This is a genomic window from Alloalcanivorax venustensis, assembly GCF_047495515.1.
In the GTDB taxonomy this organism is placed as follows: domain Bacteria; phylum Pseudomonadota; class Gammaproteobacteria; order Pseudomonadales; family Alcanivoracaceae; genus Alloalcanivorax; species Alloalcanivorax venustensis.
Window position 1 is genome coordinate 1056084 of record NZ_CP179934.1, and the last position, 22024, is coordinate 1078107.

Below are 22024 nucleotides of genomic sequence, written 5' to 3' on the forward strand. Positions count from 1 at the left end.
GCTCAGAGGCCGTCCGCCTCCAGGCTGAGATGACGGGAGCGCCACCAGCGCCAGGACACCACGGTGTCGAAGAACAGCGCCACGGAATTAACCATCACCACCAGCACCGCCAGCAGCCATTCGTCCAGATGCATGTCGTCGGCGCCCCAGCCGCCGATCAGGCGCGCCACCAACGCCACCTGCAGCGGCACCCAGGCGATCAGGTGGGGCAGCGCCAGCGCCCGGTTCACGGACGCGTAGTGCCACAGCGTGACACCGTTGGCCGCCAGCACGAACAGGGTGGCCAGCGCCACCAGACCGCCGCTGGCGGTATGCAGCATGAAGAAGCCGGTGGCATTGACGGGGATCAGGACCAGCAGGATCCAGACGCGCATCGAAAGCGGCAGGCGCTGGCAGGAGGCCTGGATGCGGTCCAGGCGTTCGCGATGGCTCATGGCACGTTTCCCTGAGAACGAATTACGATCCGAATTCCGTTTCCGGACTACCTATCATGCCACTTTCAGGGTCAACCCTGCGCCAACAGTGACATGGGATTGTCATCAACCCGTCGGTAAGTAGGGCCGCTGCCTCGGGTTTTCAAGAGCGGAATATCAGCGGGATCGCCGTGACCGGCGCCGCAACTGGTGCTTGCGCCACCACAGGTAGAGGCCGGTGCCGAACAGCAGGGCCGGCAGCCAGCCGCCGAGAAACACCAGCCAGCGCCCGGCGAGCCCGAGGGCATCGCCGTTGTGCAGGGGGAACTGCCAGCCCATGAAGCGGCTGCCGGCGGCCACCGAAAGCGGGTCCCAGGTGGCCAGCACGGCGCCGTCGCGGGGATCCACCCAGACCCGGCTGGCGCCGTGGTGGGACCAGGCCTCGCCGGGTTGGTTGAACGACAGCCGGTAGGGCGTTTGCGGGTCACGCGGCAGGTCAATGCGCTTCAGATCGCCTTCGGGAAAGGCGCTTCGACCGGCCGCCACGATCTGGTCCACGCTGAGCCTCGAGCCGCTGTCGGGGCGGGCCTCCAGCGTCGGCGCCGGCACCGGTTCCAGGGGCAGGGCGGCGCCCACCAGGGCCTGCACCGGGCCGTGGAATACCAGGCTGACGCCGCTGAAGGCGGCCACCAGCAGGACCGGCGTGATGTAGACGCCGGCGGCCTTGTGCAGATCGAAGTTGAGCCGGAACGGGCCCTTGTCGGTGCGCACGCTGAGTGCCCGCCGCCAGCGGCCCTTGCGTGGCCACCACAGGTACAGGCCGCTGAGGCAGAAGAACATCAGCACCAGGCCCAGCACGCCCACCACGTACTTGCCGGTGGTGCCGGCCAGCAGGGTGTAGTGCAGCCGGTAGACCCAGCTGGTGGGGTAGGCGCCCCACTGGCGCACCGCCAGCACTTCGGCGTCGGCCGGGGAGACGCTCACCTGCAGCGGGCCGGGGGCGCCTTCCGGGCCGTCGAAGCGCACCGTATGGGGCCGCCCGGGGCCGGGCGAGGGCTCCAGACGCCGTGCCGCCTTGCCGGGCAACGCCGCCTCGGCGGCGGCCAGCACCGCGCTCAGCGACGCCGGGTCGGCGGCGGGCTGGGTGCGCAGTTGCGGGGTCAGCCATTCGTCCAGGGTGTCGTGAAACACCAGCAGGCTGCCGGTGACGCCGGTGAGCGCCAGCAGCAGCCCGGCGATCAGGCCGGCGTATTTATGCAGCTTGAGCAGCATGAACTCTCGGGGCGGGGGTTAGAAATCCAGATTGTACCCCAGCGACACCACCCGGCCACGGCCGGCGAAGAAGCGGCTGTCCAGCGTCGAGGCGGCCTGTGAGAAGTAGGTGATGTACTGCTCGTTGAACAGGTTCTCCACGCCCACGGTGACCTGGCCCTTGCCCAGACGGTAGCCGGCGAAGGCATCGAACAGCTGGTAGCTGTCGAAGCCGAGTTGCGGCCCGGGGATGCCGCGGCTGAAGTAGTGATTGCCCTGCACCTGGGTGGTGAGTTTCGGCGACCAGTTGGCCTGCCAGCGCACCGTCAGCCGGTCCGGGCCGATGTTGCGGCCGTCCAGACGGGTGTCCACCACGCCGTTGTCGTTGGAATCGAACTTGCCGCTGACGTGGGCGTAGGAGGCGCTCAGGCGGTGACCCTCGCGGAACCGCCAGCCCAGGTCCGCTTCCACGCCGTGAATCTCGGTCTTCTCCCGCTGCACTTCGAACACGCCGTTGCGCAGCGCCAGCCGCGAGCCGAAGTCGGAATCGGATTCGTAGTAGCTCACCTCGAAGTCCACCGCGCCCTGGGACAGGCGCGCGCCGATCTCGCGGTTGTCGGTGACGATCGGCTCCAGATTGACGTAGTCGTCCACGTCCTGGCCCGCTTCGTCCACGGCGCGCAGCACCCGGCCCACGTCCGGCATGCCGAAGCCTTCCGAATAGTTGGCGAACAGCTGCGCCCAGTCGGTGGCCTGGAACACCACGCCGGCGTTGAACAGGGTTTCCTCGAAGCGCGGGCTGCCGCCCTGCACGGTCTGGCTGCCGTAGGAGGCCAGGGTGGTGTAGGTGTCCACGTCCAGCTTGGCGTACTCATGGCGCACGCCGCCGTGCAGGGACAGCCGGTCGGTGGGCTGGTATTCCAGTTGCAGGAAGGGTGCGGCGTTCTGGAACTCGGTCTCCGGCACCCACTCGCGGCCGGTCTGGGCCAGGATCTGGCTGGTCTCGTCCTGCAGCAGGTCGAGGCCGGTGGTGGCCTTCAGGTTGCCGTCGAGCAGGCCGTCCCGGGTCAGGGTGAACTTGGCGCCGTACTTGTCGGATTCGTTCTGCGACTGGTCGAACAGGGTGCCGGCCGGAGCGATGGTCGGGTCCTGGAAGGTGCCGAAGGTGTCGCCGCCGTAACGGGCGCGGAAGCGCTGGGTGTACAGCTGCAGGCGCACATCGTTGCCGGCCAGATCGGTGTTGCGGTAGGAGAGGCTGGTGGTGAGCGCCTCGTTGCGCACCGGATCGCCGGCCGGGTCGCCCTTCACCGAGGTGGCGGGGACGCCATTGGCCCGGTCGCCTTCGATGCCCACGTAGTCGTGGTTGCCTTCCAGCTCGAAACGGTTCATCGACAGCTCCAGGTTCTGGGTGTCGTCCAGCCAATAGCCGATCTTCATGAACACGTCGTAGCTCTGCGAGTCCATGGTGTCGCCCTGGGCCTGGTCGATGCCCACGGCGCGGCCGTCGGCGTCGTAGAACAGGCCCCGGGACTTGTAGGCGCCGCCGAGCAGGAAATCCCAGTCGCCGTGGATGCCCTCCAGGCGGTAGTCGGTTTCGTAGCTCAGGCCGTCGGATTCGTAGTCGGTGGGGGCGCTCACGCCCACGCCGATGTGCTGGCGCAGCTCGGTGCCTTCCGGGCGGCGGGTCACGAAGTTGATGATGCCGCCGGTGGCGCCCAGGCCGTGCTCGGCGCTGGCGCCGTGGATCACCTCGATGCGTTCCACCATGGCCAGATCGATGGTGTAGCCGTCGCGGCTGCCGTCGCGCAGCGGGTTGGACTGCGGAATGCCGTCGATCAGGAACAGCGGGTCGCGGCCGCGGAAGGTTTCGCCGGAGTTGGTCAGCTTCTGGCGGCTGGGCGAATAGGACGGGATCAGATTGCTGAGCACCTGGGCCTGATCATTGGTGATCGCCATTTGCTGCTCGATCTCGTCCCGGTTGATCACGGTGATTTTCTGCGGTGTTTCGCCGGCCTCGCTGTTGCCCCGGGTGGTGGTCACGGTGACCGGCTCGAGCTGATTGGCGCTTTGCGCCTGGGCGGCGGTGGAGATGGCGGCCGTCAGCGGCAGCAGCGAGAAGGACAGAACAGACAGCGGCAAGCTGTAACGCAAGCGGAGCACGGGAACCCCTCCGAAAAAGTGTCAGGTTTGTAAGGCGGAGGGGAACTTATAGTTAATGCGAATTATTGTCAATATCGTTTCAGTTGCCGACCCGGGCCTGGCGAGGCTTCAGGGATTGTTGCTCCCGATATTCAGCGACCAGTCGTAGTCCAGAAAACGGATCGGCAAGTCGCCGGCTTCCAGATCCCGGCGGGCCTGCGCCGGCAACGCCAGGGCATCGGCGTATTGCAGCAGGTAATCGACGAGGCTGCCGGCGCTGTCTTCGAAGTCCTCTTCGTACCAGTCGAAAATGGACGACACCCTCAACACCCCGGCCTCCGCGTCATAGCGGTTACGGCGCCGGTCGGAAAGAAAGCGCCGGGTGCTGTCGGCGAGCTGCGCGTCCAGCCGCTCGCCGGTGTAGGCTTCCGGGCGCAGGGCCGGGCACCCCACCGAGGCGCAGTTCACCGCGAAGTGAATGCGCGGGTCCATCAGTGCCGGGTTGCCGCGGATCATCTGGTGCTCCAGCTCGTCCAGGGTGCGCTCTTCGCCCAGCAGGGTGAAAAAGCGCTGGCTCCAGGGGCCGGAAAAAATCGAACCGATGTCGCGGATCGAATCCGGCCGGCTTTCCTGCTTCAGAATCAGCTTCACGGTGAAGGCGTTGTAGGCGTTGATCAGGAACGCCAGTTTCTCGGCGTCGCTGAAACCCTTGAAGGTGGCCTTATCCACGTCGCTGAGACGCGTCAGATAGTCGTCCAGGGCGGCCTGGTCCGAGGCCATGCCGTCATAGTCCACGGCGCTGGCGACCCCGTCCCGGTGCTCGCTGACATGCGCCTGAAGCAGGTCGTCCCACGGCTGATGGTCGAACGCCAGCGCCGGTGTCGCCAGCACCGCCATGACGGCGATCAGCGCGCCCAGGGCGGCGCGCAACGTGAGTTTCAGCATGATCTCACCTCCTGTCGATTCAGCGTTGCCAGGCGTGGAAGCGCTCCACCCAGCGCAGCAAGCCCTCCGGTTTGTGCGCCTTCTTCCACTCGCCGGCGGCGAATTTATTGGCCTCCGCCATGGTCGGGTAAATATGGATGGTGCCGAGGATCTTGTTCAGACCCAGCCCATGCTTCATGGCCAGCACGTACTCGCTGATCAGATCGGAGGCGGACTCGCCGACGATGGTGACGCCCAGGATGGTGTCCTTGCCCGGCGGCGTGAGCACTTTGACGAAGCCGTGGTCGGTGCTGTCGGCAATGGCCCGGTCCAGGTCGTCGATGCCGTAGCGGGTCACTTCCACCTCGATGCCCTGTTCGCGGGCCTCGTCCTCGCTCAGGCCCACGCGGGCCACCTCCGGATCGGTGAAGGTGGCCCAGGGGATCACCCGGTAGTCCACCTGGAACTTCTTGAAGCGGCCGAACAGGGCATTCACCGAGGCGTACCAGGCCTGGTGGGCGGCCACATGGGTGAACTGGTAGGGCCCGGCCACGTCGCCGCAGGCGAAAATATTGGGGAAGCGGGTGCGCAGGAAGCCGTCCACCGCCACGGTGCCGTTTTTCTCGGTGGCGATGTTCATGGCCTCCAGGCCCAGGCCGTCGGTGTTGGCGCGGCGGCCCACGGCCACCAGCACCGCGTCGAACGGCAGGCGTTTCTCGCCGTCGCCCGCCTGCACGTACAGCACCTTCTCGCCGTCCTCCACTGCGAAACGCGCCGCCTTATGGTTGGTGAGCACGGTGACGCCGCTGTCGCGCAGGGACGCGGTCACCAGGGCGGCGGCGTCTTCGTCCTCGCGGGGCATCAGGCGCTGCAGCATCTCCACCTGGGTCACCTCGCTGCCCAGGCGCGCGAAGCTTTGCGCCAGCTCACAGCCGATCGGCCCGCCGCCCAGCACGATCAGCCGGCGGGGCTGCTCCGTCAGGGTCCACAGGTTTTCCGAGGTGAGAATGTCGATTTCGTCGATACCGGGGATCGGCGGCACGAACGGCCGCGCGCCGGAGGCGATAATAATATTGCGGGTGGTCAGGGTGCGCTCGCCCTCGGCGGTGTCCACGGTGACTTCCCAGGGCGAGGTGATGCGCGCGCTGCCCTGCACGCAATCCACGCCCAGCTCGGTGTAACGCTCCACCGAATCGTGGGGCTCGATCTTGCCGATCACCTTATGGATGCGCGCCATGACGTCGGCGAAATCGAAACGCGGCGTGATGCTGGTGAAGCCGTAGCGCTGCGGCTTTTGCTCCAGGTGTGCCAGCCGCGCGCTCTTGATCAGTGCCTTGGACGGCACGCAGCCGGTGTTCAGACAATCGCCGCCCATCTCGCCTTTCTCGATCAGCGTGACACTGGCTTTCACCGTGGCGGCGATATAGGCGCTCACCAGCCCGGCGGAGCCGGCGCCGATCACCACCAGATTGCGGTCGAAGTGCTTCGGCTTTTGATACCCCCGGTACACCTTGCGCGCCTGCAGAAACGCCATCACCGCCTTGGCCAGCCACGGGAACAGCCCCAGCAACACGAAAGCGCCGATCAGATCCACCGACAACAAGCCGGACAGGCTGTCCAGCTCGCCCAGCTGGGTGCCCGCGTTCACGTACACCGCCGTGCCCGCCAGCATGCCCACTTGGCTGACCCAGTAAAACGTCCACGTCTTCAGCGGCGTCAGCCCCATCACCAGATTGATCACGAAAAACGGAAACGCCGGAATCAAACGCAACGTAAACAGATAAAAGGCGCCGTCCTTCGCCACCCCCGCGTTGATCTTCTTCAGCCGCTCACCGAAGCGGCTCTGCACCGCGTCCTTGAACAAAAACCGCGACGCCAGAAACGCCAGGGTCGCACCCACACTGGACGCGAACGACACCAGCACCAGCGCCACCCAGAACCCGAACAGCGCGCCCGCCGCCAGCGTCATGATCGCCGCTCCCGGCAAACTCAACGCCGTCACCGCCACATACAACAAAAAGAACCCGCCCAGCACCAGCACCGGCTGCTCCGCGGCCAGCGACTGAAACGCCCCGCGCTGCGCCTTCAAATAATCCAGGCTCAGATACTGCCCCAGATCAAACACAAAATAAGACGCCACCAGCGCCGCGATCACAATCAAAAGAGCCAGCTTCTTAACGTTCATCAAATCCTTCCTTGCGTATGCGGCGGCTGCTTACCCGGAACCTTTCGGCCGACTCCGGCGCGGTGTGTGTTGGTGACGTCCAGAACCGTATGAGCGCAGGGATGCGCGAATCGAGCCCCCAGGGACGGGTTCACGGCGTGTTCTGGACGTCACCAACACACACCGCGGCCCGTCTGGAGAGAAAGTCAGCAACAACTGCTACCAACGGCAGCATCCGAAGAACCATCCTCAAAGGGCACATTCAACCCACACCCCTCAAAAATCCCAAAGTGCGAATCAAAGTTACCAATAAACTCGAAATGGTCCGCGAACCGGCTCTCCGCCAACATTAACCAGGTATTCCCGCACACCGGGAACACCTTGCCGGTCTCAATCACATGATGATCGTCCAGCACGAATGAATGAGGATGATGGTCCACCGTGCCCTTATAGATCACCGCCTGCCCGTAGTCCTCGCAGGCCGGCTCCAGCGCATCAATGTTGAACAGCCGGTAGGTGGCCGAGTAGAAGCGGATGTTCCCCAGCTTCGCCTCAATGGCCGGGTTCTCGATGGTCAGCCGGCGCGACTCCACCAAACGCGGATCGCCGAACCCGCACCCCTTGGCCAGGTTGAGAAAGTCGTTCCAGTACAGGGCCCCGGACAGGCATTCCCCGTAGAGCACCGGGTCGGCAGTCAGCGCCGCCGGTACCCGGCGGTCGGCGTACACGTCGGAGAAGTAGAACTCGCCGCCGGGCTTGAGCAGCCGTTTCACATCGCCGATTACCTTGGCCTTGTCGGTGCTCAGGTTGATCACGCAGTTGGACACCACGATATCGAAGTAGCCGTCCTGCAGATCAAGCTGGTCCAGCTCTTCGATATAGCCTTTCAAAAAACGCACATTGCTGCGCGCGTGGCCGAATTCCCGGCGGTGGTACTCCTGATGGCGAGTCGCCACGGCGAGCTGCTCGTCGGTCATGTCCACGCCGACCACCTCGCCGCTGTCGCCCACCAGCGCCGAGAGCACGTAGACGTCCCGGCCGGAGCCACAGCCCAGGTCCAGAATGCGCATGCCCTCCAACGCCGCCGGCGCCACCAGGCCGCAGCCGTAGTAACGGGTTACCACCTCGTCGTGCAAGCGCGCCAGCAGCGGTTTGAGGTGATCCGGCGGGCTCTGATCGCAGCAGGCGTTGGTCTGTAAATCGCCGCTGCCGGTAAGTTGCTTGCCGTAGTAATCCTGAACCTCTTCACGCATCTTTGACCCTCTTAACGTCACACCTTGAATCGGGATTAACCCTTGGGTGCGAAGCATGGCGCTTTGTTACACCCTGGTGCTGTAACCTTACGGCGATCCTGGCATCCAAGTCATTCATGATCTGTGAAGGAAAGCTGATGGGACGTCTATTGGGCGTGGCGTTGCTGGCGCTGCTACTGGTTGCCTGCGGGCGGAACCAGGAGAAAATAGTAATCACGGGCTCCAGCACCATGGCGCCGGTGATTTCGGAAGTGGCGCAACGCTATGAAGAAGAACGCGGCGTTCAGGTGGATGTACAAAGCGGCGGTACTGGCCGCGCCATCAGTGACGTCCGGCAGGGGCTGGCGTCCATTGGTATGGCCAGCCGGACGCTGCATGCGGATGAGAGCGATTTGACCGCATTCACCGTGGCCCAGGACGGCATCGCGGTGATTGTGCACCGTGATAACCCTGTGGCAGCGCTCAGCGATGATCAGGTGCGTGCGATATATCGCGGCGAGGTGGACAACTGGTCGCACCTGGGCGGCGACGACCAAGCCATCACCGTGGTTAATAAAGCGGAAGGACGCTCCACCCTGGAGCTGTTTCTTGAGTACTTCCAATTGGATAACCGCGCCGTCCGGGCGGATGTGGTGATCGGTGAGAATCAACAGGGTATCAAGGCGGTGGCCGGTGATCCGGCGGCGATTGGCTATGTCTCCATCGGCAGTGCGGAGTACGAGGCGGAGGCGGGCACGCCGATCCGGTTGTTGCCACTGCGGGGCGTGGCGGCCAGCACCGACACGGTCAATCAAAAGCGCTATCCGCTGCGCCGGGAACTGAATCTGATTACCGCCGGTGTGCCCGGCGATGCCCAGCGGGCCTTTATCGACTTCGCCGCTTCGCCGGCGGCGGCCGACCTGTACCGTGACCACTATTTTGTCCCCGCCGCTCGCTAATCGCTGTCTGCGCTATCTGCTTCGAGCCAGTGCCCTGCTGGCGGCGCTGGCGCTGGGTGGTATTGTGGCGGTGCTGTTGTGGCGCACGCTGCCGTTCCTTCTGGCGCACGGCAGCGGGCTGTTCGACAGTGGCTGGCACCCGCGGGCTGGCGAGTACGGCATGGCCGCGATGATCGCCGGCTCCTTGTTGGTGAGCCTGCTGGCGCTGGCCTTAGCCGCGCCGGTGGCGGTCGTGCTGGCTGCCTGGCTACGCTTTTATGCGCCGGCGGCGATACGGCGCCCGACGCTGATGCTGGTGGAGCTGATGGCGGGTATCCCCTCGGTGGTGTACGGCCTGTGGGGGCTGTTGGTCCTGGTGCCGTGGATCAATCAATGGGCCCCGCCAGGCGCCTCCTGGCTGGCCGGCTCCCTGGTGTTGGCGCTGATGGTGCTGCCTCTGGCGTTGCTGGTAACGGACGCCGCCCTGTGCCAGCTGCCGGCCGCCTGGTGGCGCGCCGGAGACGCCATGTCGTTGTCGCGCCTGGGGATGCTGAGACGGGTGCTGTTACCCGCCGCCGCGCCGTCCATTCTTAGTGGCGTGGTGCTGCAGTTCGGGCGCGCCCTGGGCGAGACCATGGCGGTGCTGATGGTGTGTGGCAACGTGGTTCAGTGGCCGCATTCGGTATTTGATCCGGTCCGCACTCTGACCGCCAATATCGCTCTGGAAATGGCGTACGCCACCGGCGATCACCGGGTCGCCTTGTTTGTTAGCGGGCTGCTTTTGATGGCGGTGACCGCCCTGTTGCTGGTGGTGGCGTGGCGGCTGCGTGCCGCTAACCTGGGAGGTCATGCCCATGCATCGGCGTGACCGCTGGATCGCGGTCGCCGGCGTGGTGCCCTGGCTGCTGGTGGTGTTGCCGTTGATGATGATGCTCGGCGCGCTCTGGCAACAGGGATACCAGGGGCTCAGCCTGGCGTTTTTGCTTGAGGATCCGCGCTCCGCCGGCCGCGCTGGTGGCATTGCCCCATTGTTACTGAGCACCGGCTGGATATTGGCGGTGTGTCTGGCTGTGGCGGTACCCGTGGGGCTGGGTTGCGCGCTTTATCTGAGTGAGGAAGTGCCGCCCGGCTCACCGGCGGCGCGCCGGCTCGGTTTCGTGCTCGACTTGCTCGCCGCCACCCCTTCGGTGGTGTTCGGTTTGTTCGGCTATCAGTTTTTCGCCATTACTTTGGGGCTGGGCTTTTCCATTCTCAGCGGTGGGTTGGCGCTCTCTCTGATGGTGCTGCCGTTGATGATTCGCAGCGCCGAGCAAGCGTTGCGTGGCGTTCCCGGGTCCTACCGTCAGGCGGCACGGGCGTTGGCGTTGAGCCGCTGGGGTTGGGTGCGCCGGGTGTTGCTGCCGGGCGCGGCATCCGGTATCGCGGTGGGCGTGATTCTGAGTGTCGGCCGGGCGCTGGCGGAGACCGCCGTGCTGCTGTTCACCGCCGGCTATGTGTTACGCCGCCCCGATTCGGTGTTTGATTCCGGGCGCGCGCTGAGTGTTCATATTTACGATCTCGCCATGAACGTGCCGGGTGGCACGGCGCGGGCCGCCACCACCGCGCTGGTTCTTATCGCCCTGTTGGTGGCGATCAATTTACTGATTCGGCGCGCGCTGCGCCGTCCCGTTCTAGCCGGAGTGCCCCGATGACCGCATCCTTTGCCGAGACCCGCCGCCCACCCTCTCTGACGCTGGACGGGGTGAGTGTGTATTACGGCGCGCAGGTGGCGATCCAGGGCGCCAGTCTTACCGTGGCGCCGGGCGAGCTGATGGCCCTGGTGGGGCCCAGCGGTTGCGGCAAGACCAGCCTGCTTTCCGCGATTAACCGCATGGCGGATGAGCAGCCCGGTTGTCGGGTGGGCGGCTCGGTGCGTCTGGACGACCACGACGTGGCCGGCCTCGGGGTGACGGCGCTGCGGCGTCAGGTGGGTATGGTGTTTCAGCAGCCGAACCCGTTTCCGCTCTCGGTGATGGATAATTTACGGTTTCCCCTCAGTGAACACGGCGTGCCACGACGTCAAAGGGACACTTTGGCGGAGCGGGCGTTACGGGACGTGGGGTTGTGGGACGAGGTCAAGGACCGGCTTGGCCAATCAGCGTTGGCGCTATCCGGCGGCCAGCAGCAGCGGCTTTGTATCGCCCGGGCCCTGGTGCTGGCGCCGCGCGTGCTGTTACTGGACGAGCCCTGTTCCGCTCTCGACCCGGTGTCCTCGAGGGTGGTGGAGGATATGATCGCGTCGCTGAAAGGCCGCTACACTCTGTTGATGGTGACGCACAATCTCGCCCAGGCTCGGCGGCTGGCCGACACGGTAACGGTGTGCTGGGTGGAAGGGGAGTGCGGGTGCGTGGTTGAATCCAATACCTGCGAGCAGGTGTTCGAGGCACCGGCGCACCCCATCACGGCCGCCTATTGTGGCGGCGAGGTAGGCTGAGTCGTTCGCTAAACGCCGGTCTTCTTTGGCACCGCCCGCGCGATCCAGTGGTCGACGCTCACGTAGCGCCCTGCACCCTGGAAGAACAGCACCAGCAGCATGACCAGGTAGGTCACACCAAACTCAATGCCGTTGTTGAGCACCACGTAACCGCCTTTGGCGGTGAGCCAGTCGTACTGGCCATGCTCGCGCAGTAGCGCTCTGGCTTTGCTGAGACGCTCGCCGACCTGGGCGCTGTTTTCCAGGCTGGCCTGAGCCGCCGGCAGGCCCAGTTCCGCCAGTGGCCGCGCGGTGCTGGTGGCCGGGTCGGAGGGTGCGATCGCGAACCAGCCGTTGCCCCAATGTACGGTGAAGATCGCCACCAGCATGGTGATCATCAGCGGCACGCTGACCCAGCGGGTGGCGAACCCGATCAATAGAAAAACACCGCCCACCAGTTCGGTGACCGTGGCCAGCAACGCCAGCAACCAGGGGAACGGCAGGCCCAGGCCCCAGTCGGCGTTACCGAACCAGGCGACGGTGGAATCGAACGCCAAGGCTTTATTGAGTCCCGCGCTGAAGAACACCGGCGCCAGATAAAGACGCAATGCCAGCGGTGCCAGAAAGTCCAGATGGCGGCTGTGATCAAGCAGTGCCTGGACCTTTTCGCCGCTGTTGATGAGTACGGACATGATGTTCCCCCGTGTCGCGCCCAGGGGCGGCGATCACTCTGATTGGCGGTCCACGATCCGCTCGACCAGCGCCTCGGTGTGTGTGTCCGAAAGCGGGGCCGGCGACCTGCGCAGTGTCCGCACCAGAGCCTGCAACTGACGCAGGTAGCGTCGGCAGTGGCGGCAAACCATCAGGTGGGCCCGTAACGCCAGACGCTCGCCAAACGGCAATCGTTCGCCGTCTACCAGGGCGTCGGCGCGTTGTTCAACGTGCTTGCATTTCAGCATTCGCCGGTCTCCTGGAAGCGGTCCACCATTTCGAACAGTCGGGCGCGGGCCCGGTGCAACAGTACGCGAACGTTGGATGCACTGACGTCCATGATGTTACAGATGTCGTCGAAATCCAGGCCCTGGATGTCGCGCAGCTGCAGCGCCAGGCGCTGGTTGTCCGGCATCGCCGTGATGTGGCTTTCCAGGCAGTGTTGCAGCTCGTCGCGGGTGAGAAGCGCGTCCGGGCCGCTCAGGGCCCAGGCCCGGGGCGGCTCCTGCCAGTGGCCGTTGGCGTTGAAACGATGCGCCAGGGCGTCGGTGGCGCCTTCTTCGGTGGGGTCGAACTGAACTTCACGGCCGCCCTTGCGCAGCTGCATGCGTGCCTGATTGATCACGATGCGGGTCAGCCAGGTGAGCAGGGCACTGCGGCCCTCGAATTTGGGCAGGGCCCGGTGGGCGGCGATCCAGCCGTCCTGGACCGCCTCTTCCGCGTCCGCCGGTTGCAGCAGGGTGCGCGCGGCGCCCAGCAGGCGCGGGTGGTAGTGCTTGACCACCAGGGCGAACGCGGCCCGGTCACCCGCCCGCAGGCGTTCGATGAACTCGGGGGTTTCCAAATCCGCATTCGCCATGGGCTTTCCGCCGCTCTGGGTTAGACCTCGATGCGCTTGTACTTCATGCGCTTGGGTTGCAAGGCCTCGTCACCGAGCTGCTTGCGGCGGTATTCCTCGAACTCGGTGTAGGAGCCCTCGAACCACTCCACCTGGGCGTCGCCTTCGAACGCCAGGATGTGCGTGGCCACCCGGTCCAGGAACCAGCGGTCGTGGGAAATCACGATGGCGCAGCCGGGGAACGTCAGCAGCGCTTCTTCCAGCGCCCGCAGGGTTTCCACGTCCAGGTCGTTGGTGGGCTCATCGAGCAGCAGCACGTTGGCGCCCTGCTTAAGCAGCTTGGCCAGGTGCAGGCGGTTGCGCTCCCCCCCGGACAGGTCGCCGACCCGCTTCTGCTGGTCGCCGCCCTTGAAGTTGAAGCGGCCCAGGTAGGCGCGGCTGGGCACCTCGTAGTTGCCGATGCGCAGAATGTCGTTGCCGTCGGACACTTCTTCCCAGACGGTCTTGTTGGCGTCCAGGTCTTCGCGGCTCTGGTCCACGTAGGCCAGGTCCACGGTGTCGCCCACCTCGATGTCGCCGGAGTCCGGCGTTTCCTCGCCGGCGAACATGCGGAACAGGGTGGTCTTACCCGCGCCGTTGGGGCCGATGATGCCGACAATGGCGCCGCGCGGCACCGAGAAGCTCAGGTCTTCATAGAGCAGCTTGCCGTCGAACTGTTTGGAGACACCGTTGATCTCGAACACCTTCTCGCCGAGGCGCTCGCCTGGCGGAATGTACAGTTCCTGGGTCTCGTTGCGCTTCTGGAAGTCCTGGCTGGCCAGTTCCTCGAAGGCGCTCACCCGGGCCTTGTTCTTGGCGCGGCGGCCCTTGGGGTTCTGGCGCACCCATTCCAGCTCTTTCTCCACCGTCTTGCGGTGGGCGCTTTCCTTCTTCTCTTCCTGCTCCAGGCGCTGTTCCTTCTGTTCCAGCCAGGAGGAGTAGTTGCCCTTCCACGGGATGCCGTGGCCCCGGTCCAGTTCCAGGATCCACTCGCAGGAGTTGTCCAGGAAGTAGCGGTCGTGGGTCACCGCCACCACGGTGCCGGAGAACTCGTGCAGGAAGCGCTCCAGCCAGGCCACCGACTCGGCGTCCAGGTGGTTGGTGGGCTCATCCAGCAGCAGCATGTCCGGGGCGCTCATCAGCAGGCGGCACAGCGCCACGCGGCGGCGCTCACCGCCGGACAGGTTGGCCACGTTGGCGTCCCAGGGCGGCAGGCGCAGGGCGTCGGCGGCGATATCCAGGCGGCGCTCGATATTGTGCGCGTCGGTGGCTTCGATAATGCCTTCCAGCTTCGCCTGCTCCTCCGCCAGCTTCTCGAAGTCCGCGTCTTCCTCGGCGTAGGCGGCGTACACCTCTTCCAGGCGCTCCTGGGCGCCGCGGATCTCGGAGAGCGACTCCTCGACGATCTCGCGCACGTTCTTGTCCGGGTCCAGCTCCGGTTCCTGGGGCAGGTAACCGATGTTGATACCCGGCTGCGGGCGCGCCTCGCCCAGGTAGTCCTTGTCGATGCCGGCCATGATGCGCAGCAGCGTGGATTTACCGGAGCCGTTGAGGCCCAGCACGCCGATCTTGGCGCCCGGGAAGAAGGACAGGGAGATGTCCTTGAGGATCTGTTTCTTAGGCGGGACGACCTTGCCCACCTTATCCATGGTGAAAATGTATTGGGCCATAAAAAGAGATATGCCTGAAAACGTAAGAAAAGCCCGTATGACGGGGCACGGGCGGGTTGGCGCCTAAACTAACCGAACCCGGCCCGGGATGAAAGGGTGCCCTGTGGCCCGGGCCGCCGGTGCCGCGCCCGACCGGGCTCAAGTTCGCGCACGCCTTGCCGATATCAGCCACGGAACATGATTTTACTTTTGGGCCCGAGTCGCCCGTTCGCGCTGAGCAGGAGTTGTGCTGTGTTCGCTAAATTCAACCGCATCAATATCAAATACGGCGCCGCCTTCATCGGCGTGGCCCTGGCCTTGCTGGTGGTCGTGACCGCCAACGCCATGCTGGTCAACTCGGTCAAGGATCGCCTGGAAGAGGTCACCTCGACCCTCAACAGAGCCATCTCTCTGGTGCTCAACGCGGACCGCGACCTCTACCAGGCGCGCATGGCTGAAATGGCCTACCTGCGAGGTATTCCCGGTACACCCGAAGCCGAGGCGCAGATCGCCAACTATGAGGAAAACGCGGCCCAGGCCCAGGAGCGCATCCAGCAGGTGGCCGGTCTGATGGCCAACTACGGCGATGTGTCCGACAGCGTTAACACCTTCAACGGGCTGTATGAGCGCTGGCGGGAAGAGTCGGCGCGTTCGATCCAAATGTACAAGGACGAAGACATCGGCGGCGCCATGGAGCAGATCGACGGGGCGTCCCGGGAGAGCTTCGAACAACTGCGCGGCTTCTACGACGCCACCGGGCAGTCCGTGGACGAGCGCGTCCAGGAGCTGGAGGCCACCACCCTGGCGCAGATCAACCGCCAGCAAACCCTGGTCATCGGTTTTGCCGTCCTGGTGGGTCTCGTGGCGATCGCTATTGCCCTGATCGGCCCGCACCTGATGTCCAAGGCGATCCGCCAGGTGAGCGCTCGGATCCGCGAGATCACCGACGGCGACGGCGACCTCACCGCCCGCATCCAGAGCCACCGCAAGGACGAAATCGGCGAGCTGGCCGAGCAGTTCAACCGCTTTATCGAGCGCATCGACACCACCCTGCAATCCGTGCGCACCAGCACCCTGAGCGTCAACACCGCCTCCGACGAGATCGCCAAGGGCAGCCAGGAGCTGGCCTCGCGCACCGAGCAGTCCGCCGCCAACCTGCAGCAGACCTCCGCCTCCATGGAGCAGATCACCACCACCGTGCGCAACACCTCCGACGCCGCCCGTCAGGCCGACGAACTGGTGCAGTCCACCGTGCAGGTGGCCCGGCGCGGCCAGGACGCCATGCGCGAGGTGGAAACCACCATGGGCGAGATCAGCGCCTCCTCGGAGAAGATCAACGAAATCATCACCCTGATCGACGGCATCGCTTTCCAGACCAACATCCTGGCCCTGAACGCCTCCGTGGAAGCGGCCCGCGCCGGCGAGCACGGCCGCGGCTTCGCCGTGGTGGCCCAGGAAGTGCGCACCCTGGCGGGCCGCTCCGGCGACGCCTCCCGGGAAATCCGCGAGCTGGTGGACCGCTCCGTGACCAGCACCCAGACCGGCGCCGGCCTGGTCAAGAACGCCGGCCGCACCATGGAAGACATCGTCGCCAGCATCGACAAGGTCACCCGCGTGATCAGCGAGATCAGCACCGGCGCCCAGGAACAGAGCCAGGGCATCGGCCAGGTCAACACCGCCGTCGCCGAGCTGGACACCATGACCCAGCACAACGCCTCCATGGTGGAAGAAACCAGCTCCGCCGCCGACGAGATGCGCCACCAGGCCGAGCAGCTGGCGGCCCTGATCGCCAGCTTCCGCCTCAGCGGCCAGACCGATGACGACGGCGGCGAGCGGGTGCCGGTGCTGCGTGCCGTCGCCGCCGACCGGTACGACCCGGAAGGCCGCGCCGCCTGACCGGCGTGCCCCTTTTCAGAGCCGCCGGTTCAAACCGCTGTTGAGCAGCAGGCGCACCACGTCCTGCTGCTTGCTGACGCCCAGCTTGCCGAAAATGCTCTTTAACTGGCTGCGCACGGTTTCCCTGGAGACCTGATGCCGTTCGGCGATCTGTTCCACCGACAGCCCGTTGACCAGGGCGCTGGCGACCCCGCTTTCCGCCCGGGTGAAATGGAACAAGGCGGCCAGGTCCTCTTCGCAGGCATCGAACGGGTGGCCCGGGTCGGACACGTACAGGACGATCTCACCCTCGCCGTAGACACCGGACAGGGACTCGGGGGCGTCCTCCCGCAGCGTCGCCAGGACGATCAGCGGGTGCGGCCGGTCCGGATGGTTCAGGCCCACCGCCTGCTGCCTGGCCTTGCCCTGCCGCAGGCCGGCCACCGCAGCCCACAACTCCGCCGCGTCCCGCGGATACCAGGTGCGAAGCCTGGCGCCATCCATCAGCAGCCCGGCGTGCCGCGACAGCAGGCGCTCAGCGGCGGCGTTGTGGTAGGTCACCTGGTCCTGCCCGTTCAGCACCACCACGCCATGCATCAACTCGGACAACACCGACTGCAGTGAGGCGGCCCGGTGTGTCGCCTGCTGCAACGCCTTGTCGATGCGCAGCGCGCGCTGAAAGTGCGGGGCCAGCACGTTCAGCAACTGCAGCTCCCGGTCGCCGAACGGCTCGGCCTTGAAGGACCGGTGCACACCGATACCGGCATGCCATTCCTTGTCGTTGAACAGACTGATGGCGGCGACATAGCCCAGATCGTTGGGCTTCATGATCAGACGGTAGTAAAGCGGGTTCTCCGCCACCTGCTCGTCGTGCCTCACCACCAGGGCCGCTTCCGCCACCGGGCGCGCGGCCTGGATACGGTAGACCGGATCATGCCTGGAGAGGCCGAGCCGGTAGGTGGCTTCGGCGAACCGGGGCAGCCCGTGGTTGGCCAGCAGATACCGTTTGCCCGAGGCGTGATCTTCCACGTGGATGCCGCCGGACTTGGCGCCCAGCAGCCGGCAGAGGCGGTCGAGGACCGTGCCCCAGTGGCCGGGCCGGTACGACGCCTCGTAAATGTCCCCAATGAACGACAGCAACCCTTCTTCGGCGGCCAAAAGGTACCCCGCGAACCCAAACCCCGTTATTCCTTAAGGGAATAGCAAAAGTCGTTTAGGGCGTCAAATATGTGAATGGCATCACGCCCGCCCGGCGGCGGGCGGCGCCTGCTCCGTGAGCGTGGCTCCTGCCGGAATGAGTGCAACTCAAGTGCCAACCGGGCCCCTTTTTGGTTAGAATACGCGCCCCTGATCCCGCAATCCGACCCACAGGTAGCCCATGTTCTCTAAATCCATGTCCATCGCCGAGTTCGACCCGGAAATCCAGGCCGCCATCGACGCCGAGCGCGAGCGCCAGGAGCAGCACATCGAGCTGATCGCCTCCGAGAACTACGCCTCGCCCCGGGCCATGGAAGCCCAGGGCTCCGTACTCACCAACAAGTACGCCGAGGGCTACCCGGGCAAGCGCTACTACGGCGGCTGCGAAAACGTGGACGTGGTCGAGAACCTGGCCATCGAACGCGCCTGCCAGCTGTTCGGCGCCGACTGGGCCAACGTCCAGCCCCACGCCGGCTCCCAGGCCAACGCGGCGGTCTACATGGCGGTGCTCAAGCCCGGCGACACCGTGCTCGGCATGAGCCTGGACGCCGGCGGTCACCTGACCCACGGTGCCAAGCCGAACTTCTCCGGCAAGATGTACAACGCCATCCAGTACGGCCTGGACAACGACACCGGCCTGATCGACTACGACCAGGTGGAAAAGCTGGCCCGCGAGCACAAGCCGAAGATGATCGTGGCCGGCTTCTCCGCCTACTCCCAGATCGTCGATTGGCAGCGCTTCCGTGACATCGCCGACGAAGTGGGCGCCATTCTGCTGGTGGACATGGCCCACGTGGCCGGCCTGGTCGCCGCCGGCGTCTACCCCAGCCCGGTGGGCATCGCCGACATCACCACCACCACCACCCACAAGACCCTGGGCGGCCCGCGCGGTGGCCTGATCCTGGGCAAGGCCAACGAAGACCTGCAGAAGAAGGTCAACTCCGCCGTCTTCCCCGGCGGCCAGGGCGGCCCGCTGGAACACGTCATCGCCGCCAAGGCGATCTGCTTCAAGGAAGCCATGGACCCGGCCTTCAAGACCTACCAGCAGCAGGTGGTGAAGAACGCCAAGGCGATGGCCAAGGTGTTCATCGACCGTGGCTTCGACGTGGTCTCCAACGGCACCGAAAACCACCTGTTCCTGCTCAGCCTGGTCAAGCAGGACATCACCGGCAAGGACGCGGACGCCGCCCTCGGCCGCGCCCACATCACCGTCAACAAGAACGCCGTGCCCAACGACCCGCGCTCGCCGTTCGTCACCTCCGGCCTGCGCATCGGCTCCCCGGCCATCACCCGCCGCGGCTTCAACGAAGCCGACGCCACCGAACTGGCCGGCTGGATCTGCGACATCCTCGACAACATGGGCGACGAAAGCGTGATCGACGAGGTGCGCGGCAAGGTCGGTGAGATCTGTAAGCGGCTGCCCGTTTACGAGCGATAGGTGATGAGTTAATAGTTAACAGGGAACAGTTAATAGCGAAACCAAACCGAGGCGTCAGGGATGACGGGAAGGTTCGTAGCGCGGGAGAAATCCCGCGCTTTTGCGTTGCGGGTGGTGAAAAGCTGCCAATACCTGCAGAGTGAGAAGCAGGAATACGTCTTAAGCAAGCAGTTGCTGCGCAGCGGCACCGCAATCGGAGCGCTGGTGCGTGAGGCCGAGTACGCGGAAAGCCGCGCGGATTTCGTGCACAAGATGCATGTCGCCCTGAAAGAAGCCAATGAAACGGACTACTGGATAGATTTGTTGTCCGCCTCGGGTTACTTCCATCCGGATTCCGGGAAGTCTTTGCAGGCGGACTGCCGGCAACTCCTGAGAATATTGATCGCCATTATCAAAACCACCAAAAGTCGGCGATAATGCCCCCGTGTTTTCGCTATTCACTGTTCACTATTAATTCTTAACTGTTAACTGGTCCTCTCATGTTTTGTCCGTTTTGTGCTGCTCAGGACACCAAGGTGATCGACTCGCGTCTGGTTGCGGACGGCGGGCAGGTGCGCCGGCGCCGGGAATGCCTGAGCTGTAACGAGCGGTTTACCACCTTCGAGACCGCCGAGCTGGTGATGCCCCGGGTGATCAAGTCCGACGGCACCCGCGAGCCGTTCAACGAGCAGAAGCTGCGCGCCGGCATGCTGCGCGCCCTGGAGAAGCGGCCGGTGAGCGTGGAGGACCTGGAAGCGGCGATCAGCCGGCTCTGCCACCGTCTGCGCGCCACCGGCGAGCGGGAGGTGCCGGCCCGGCAGGTGGGCGGCTTCGTGATGGAGGCGCTGCAGCAGCTGGATGACGTGGCCTATGTGCGCTTCGCCTCGGTCTACCGCAGCTTCCAGGACATTTCCGAATTCGCCGCCGAGGTGGACCGTCTGCGCGGCCGCGCCGGCGGCGGCGAACCGCAAGACGACGATACCCCGCAGCAATGAGCGCCGGGCGGTTCAGCGACTTCGACCATGAGTGCATGGCCCGGGCCCTGGAACTGGCCCGGCGTGCGCTCTACACCACCGACCCGAACCCGCGCGTCGGCTGCGTGCTGGCCCATGACAGCCTGATCATCGCCGAGGGCTTCCACGCCCGGGCCGGCGACCCCCACGCGGAGCGCAACGCGCTGGCCACCGCCGGCGAGCACGCCCGCGGCGCCACCGCCTACGTCACCCTGGAACCCTGCTCCCACACCGGCCGTACCGGCCCCTGCGCGGACGCCCTGATTGAGGCCGGCGTGGCACGCGTGGTCGCCGCCATGGAAGACCCCAACCCCCAGGTGGCCGGCAGCGGCCTGCAGCGGCTCCGCGACGCCGGCATCCAGGTGGACACCGGTCTTCAGGAAGCGGACGCCCGCGCGCTGAACCCGGGCTTCGTGCTGCGCATGAGCCAGGGGCGGCCGCTGATCCGCATCAAGGCCGCCGCCAGCCTGGACGGCCGCACCGCCATGGCCAGCGGTGAGTCCCAGTGGATCACAGGCCCCGAGGCCCGCGAGGACGTGCAGCGCCTGCGCGCGCGCAGCAGCGCCATCGTCACCGGCATCGGCACGGTGCTGGCGGACCGGCCTTCCTACACCGTGCGTCCCGAACAATGGCGGCATGGCGAGTACGCCGACGGCCCGGTCCGCGCGCCGCTGCGGGTGATCCTCGACCCGGCCCTGCGCACCCCGGTGGACAGCCCGGTGGTCACCGCCGACGGCGCCTGTCTGATCGCCCACGCCGACGACCCGGACGCCGCCCCGGACGACCGCCGCCGGGCGCTGGAACACGCCGGCGCCGAGCTGCTGGCGCTGCCCCGCGCCCGCGCCGCCAGCGATCCCGCCGAGCCCGGCGCCGCCGCCCGCGCGGAACGGCGCGGCCTCGACCTGCACGCCCTGACCGCCGAGCTGAGCCGCCGCGAATGCAACGAGGTGCTGGTGGAATGCGGCGCCACCCTGGCCGGGGCCTTTGTCCGCGAGGCCCTGTTCGATGAGCTCATCGTCTACCTGGCCCCCACGCTGCTGGGCGCCGACGCCCGCGGCCTGCTGGATCTGCCGTTCGACCGCATGGACCAGCAGATCCGCCTGCAATGGAGCGACCTGCGCCGCGTCGGCGACGACCTGCGCCTGACGCTCACCCGACCGTAAACGGAGGCGGCCCATGACCCTGAACGTGGGGGTGTACCTGTACCCCGGTGTGGAACTGCTCGACTTCGCCGGCCCCTGCGAGGTGTTCACCACCGCCAACCGGCTGGCCCCGGAGGGCGCGCCGTTTTCGGTGTTCTCGGTGGCCGCTGAGCGGCGGCCGGCCACCAGCCGCGCGGGCGTGGTGATTCAGCCGGATTACAGCTTCGCGGATCATCCCCCGATCGACGTTCTGCTGGTGCCCGGCGGTGTGGTGGACGAGGTCATGAACGAGGCGGCCGTGGTGGGCTGGATCGCGGAAGTCTCGGCGGCGGCGCGGCTCACCGCCTCGGTCTGCAACGGCGCCTTCCTGCTCGCCGCCGCCGGTGTCCTGGACGGCCGCCGGGTGACCACCCACTGGGAAGACATCGACGCCTTGCGCACTCGTTTCCCGGCGCTGAGGGTGGAGGACGGGCCGCGCTGGGTGGATCAGGGCGACGTGGTCACCTCCGCCGGTATTTCCGCGGGCATTGATATGAGCCTGCATCTCGTGGAACGGTTACAGAGCCGTACCCTGGCCGCCGCCACGGCACGGCAGATGGATTTTCACCGGGCGAGCTGATTTCGGGGGAG

At 65.8% G+C, this 22024-nt stretch carries 21 protein-coding genes; 10 read left to right on the top strand and 11 right to left on the bottom strand.

What is annotated here, in order from left to right; translation table 11 throughout:
• Window positions 1-2: 2 nt before the first annotated feature.
• From ACMG4O_RS05025 to ACMG4O_RS05050, 6 genes are all read right to left on the bottom strand, one after another.
• Window positions 3-434 (bottom strand): hypothetical protein, encoded by a 432-nt coding sequence (locus tag ACMG4O_RS05025; protein WP_194856404.1) that lies wholly within the window; start codon window positions 432-434, stop codon window positions 3-5.
• 156 nt (window positions 435-590) lie between these two features.
• Window positions 591-1685, bottom strand: a complete 1095-nt coding sequence (locus tag ACMG4O_RS05030) for a PepSY-associated TM helix domain-containing protein (protein WP_414434530.1) — start codon at window positions 1683-1685, stop codon at window positions 591-593.
• Between the two features lie 18 nt (window positions 1686-1703).
• Entirely contained in the window at window positions 1704-3824 is a 2121-nt protein-coding gene (locus ACMG4O_RS05035) for a TonB-dependent receptor (RefSeq protein ID WP_414434531.1), read from the bottom strand.
• Window positions 3825-3932: 108 nt separating this feature from the next.
• Window positions 3933-4748, bottom strand: coding sequence for a DUF547 domain-containing protein (locus ACMG4O_RS05040; RefSeq protein ID WP_414434532.1), 816 nt, complete (start codon window positions 4746-4748; stop codon window positions 3933-3935).
• Window positions 4749-4767: 19 nt separating this feature from the next.
• Window positions 4768-6912, bottom strand: coding sequence for an FAD-dependent oxidoreductase (locus tag ACMG4O_RS05045; RefSeq protein ID WP_370203662.1), 2145 nt, complete (start codon window positions 6910-6912; stop codon window positions 4768-4770).
• Window positions 6913-7097: 185 nt separating this feature from the next.
• Window positions 7098-8144, bottom strand: a complete 1047-nt coding sequence (locus tag ACMG4O_RS05050) for a methyltransferase domain-containing protein (RefSeq protein ID WP_414434533.1) — start codon at window positions 8142-8144, stop codon at window positions 7098-7100.
• Between the two features lie 137 nt (window positions 8145-8281).
• Between ACMG4O_RS05050 and ACMG4O_RS05055 the strand changes: the two genes are divergently transcribed.
• From ACMG4O_RS05055 to ACMG4O_RS05070, 4 genes are read left to right on the top strand one after another with little or no spacing between them, the layout of a single operon-like run.
• Window positions 8282-9082 carry a phosphate ABC transporter substrate-binding protein gene (locus tag ACMG4O_RS05055; protein WP_414434534.1) on the top strand — a complete coding sequence of 267 codons (801 nt, stop codon included), beginning with the start codon at window positions 8282-8284 and terminating at the stop codon, window positions 9080-9082.
• Window positions 9051-9929 carry a phosphate ABC transporter permease subunit PstC gene (gene pstC, locus ACMG4O_RS05060; RefSeq protein WP_414434535.1) on the top strand — a complete coding sequence of 293 codons (879 nt, stop codon included), beginning with the start codon at window positions 9051-9053 and terminating at the stop codon, window positions 9927-9929. The genes ACMG4O_RS05055 and pstC overlap by 32 nt, the downstream gene beginning before the upstream one ends.
• Window positions 9916-10752 (top strand): phosphate ABC transporter permease PstA, encoded by an 837-nt coding sequence (gene pstA / locus ACMG4O_RS05065; RefSeq protein ID WP_414434536.1) that lies wholly within the window; start codon window positions 9916-9918, stop codon window positions 10750-10752. Before pstC ends, pstA begins: the two co-directional genes overlap by 14 nt.
• Window positions 10749-11534 (top strand): phosphate ABC transporter ATP-binding protein, encoded by a 786-nt coding sequence (locus ACMG4O_RS05070; protein WP_414434537.1) that lies wholly within the window; start codon window positions 10749-10751, stop codon window positions 11532-11534. Before pstA ends, ACMG4O_RS05070 begins: the two co-directional genes overlap by 4 nt.
• 8 nt (window positions 11535-11542) lie before the next feature.
• Here the strand turns inward: ACMG4O_RS05070 and ACMG4O_RS05075 are convergent, their stop codons facing one another.
• Genes ACMG4O_RS05075 through ettA form a run of 4 tightly spaced genes read right to left on the bottom strand, consistent with a single transcriptional unit; the run spans window position 11543 to window position 14771 of the window.
• Complete coding sequence (locus tag ACMG4O_RS05075; protein ID WP_414434538.1) at window positions 11543-12205, bottom strand: DoxX family protein; 663 nt, start codon at window positions 12203-12205, stop codon at window positions 11543-11545.
• A 33-nt stretch (window positions 12206-12238) separates the two neighbouring features.
• Entirely contained in the window at window positions 12239-12472 is a 234-nt protein-coding gene (locus ACMG4O_RS05080) for an anti-sigma factor family protein (RefSeq protein ID WP_370203666.1), read from the bottom strand.
• Window positions 12466-13083: an RNA polymerase sigma factor gene (locus ACMG4O_RS05085; RefSeq protein ID WP_370203667.1), complete on the bottom strand. Its 618-nt coding sequence runs from the start codon at window positions 13081-13083 to the stop codon at window positions 12466-12468. Before ACMG4O_RS05085 ends, ACMG4O_RS05080 begins: the two co-directional genes overlap by 7 nt.
• A gap of 20 nt (window positions 13084-13103) precedes the next feature.
• Window positions 13104-14771, bottom strand: coding sequence for an energy-dependent translational throttle protein EttA (gene ettA / locus ACMG4O_RS05090; RefSeq protein ID WP_335628047.1), 1668 nt, complete (start codon window positions 14769-14771; stop codon window positions 13104-13106).
• A 231-nt stretch (window positions 14772-15002) separates the two neighbouring features.
• Between ettA and ACMG4O_RS05095 the strand changes: the two genes are divergently transcribed.
• A complete protein-coding gene (locus ACMG4O_RS05095) occupies window positions 15003-16646 on the top strand; it encodes a methyl-accepting chemotaxis protein (protein ID WP_414434539.1) in 1644 nt (547 codons plus the stop codon).
• A gap of 15 nt (window positions 16647-16661) precedes the next feature.
• On the opposite strand, the gene ACMG4O_RS05100 is transcribed toward ACMG4O_RS05095, so the two are convergent.
• Window positions 16662-17783, bottom strand: a complete 1122-nt coding sequence (locus tag ACMG4O_RS05100; RefSeq protein WP_370203669.1) for a LuxR C-terminal-related transcriptional regulator — start codon at window positions 17781-17783, stop codon at window positions 16662-16664.
• A 220-nt stretch (window positions 17784-18003) separates the two neighbouring features.
• Between ACMG4O_RS05100 and glyA the strand changes: the two genes are divergently transcribed.
• From glyA to ACMG4O_RS05125, 5 genes are all read left to right on the top strand, one after another.
• Window positions 18004-19260, top strand: coding sequence for a serine hydroxymethyltransferase (gene glyA / locus ACMG4O_RS05105; RefSeq protein WP_414434540.1), 1257 nt, complete (start codon window positions 18004-18006; stop codon window positions 19258-19260).
• A gap of 60 nt (window positions 19261-19320) precedes the next feature.
• Window positions 19321-19677, top strand: a complete 357-nt coding sequence (locus ACMG4O_RS05110) for a four helix bundle protein (protein WP_194856415.1) — start codon at window positions 19321-19323, stop codon at window positions 19675-19677.
• Window positions 19678-19739: 62 nt separating this feature from the next.
• Complete coding sequence (gene nrdR / locus ACMG4O_RS05115) at window positions 19740-20234, top strand: transcriptional regulator NrdR (protein ID WP_067608907.1); 495 nt, start codon at window positions 19740-19742, stop codon at window positions 20232-20234.
• Complete coding sequence (ribD, locus tag ACMG4O_RS05120; RefSeq protein WP_414434541.1) at window positions 20231-21415, top strand: bifunctional diaminohydroxyphosphoribosylaminopyrimidine deaminase/5-amino-6-(5-phosphoribosylamino)uracil reductase RibD; 1185 nt, start codon at window positions 20231-20233, stop codon at window positions 21413-21415. Before nrdR ends, ribD begins: the two co-directional genes overlap by 4 nt.
• Window positions 21416-21428: 13 nt before the next feature.
• On the top strand, window positions 21429-22013 hold the full coding sequence (locus ACMG4O_RS05125; protein WP_414434542.1) for a DJ-1/PfpI family protein: 585 nt from the start codon (window positions 21429-21431) through the stop codon (window positions 22011-22013).
• Window positions 22014-22024 lie beyond the last annotated feature (11 nt).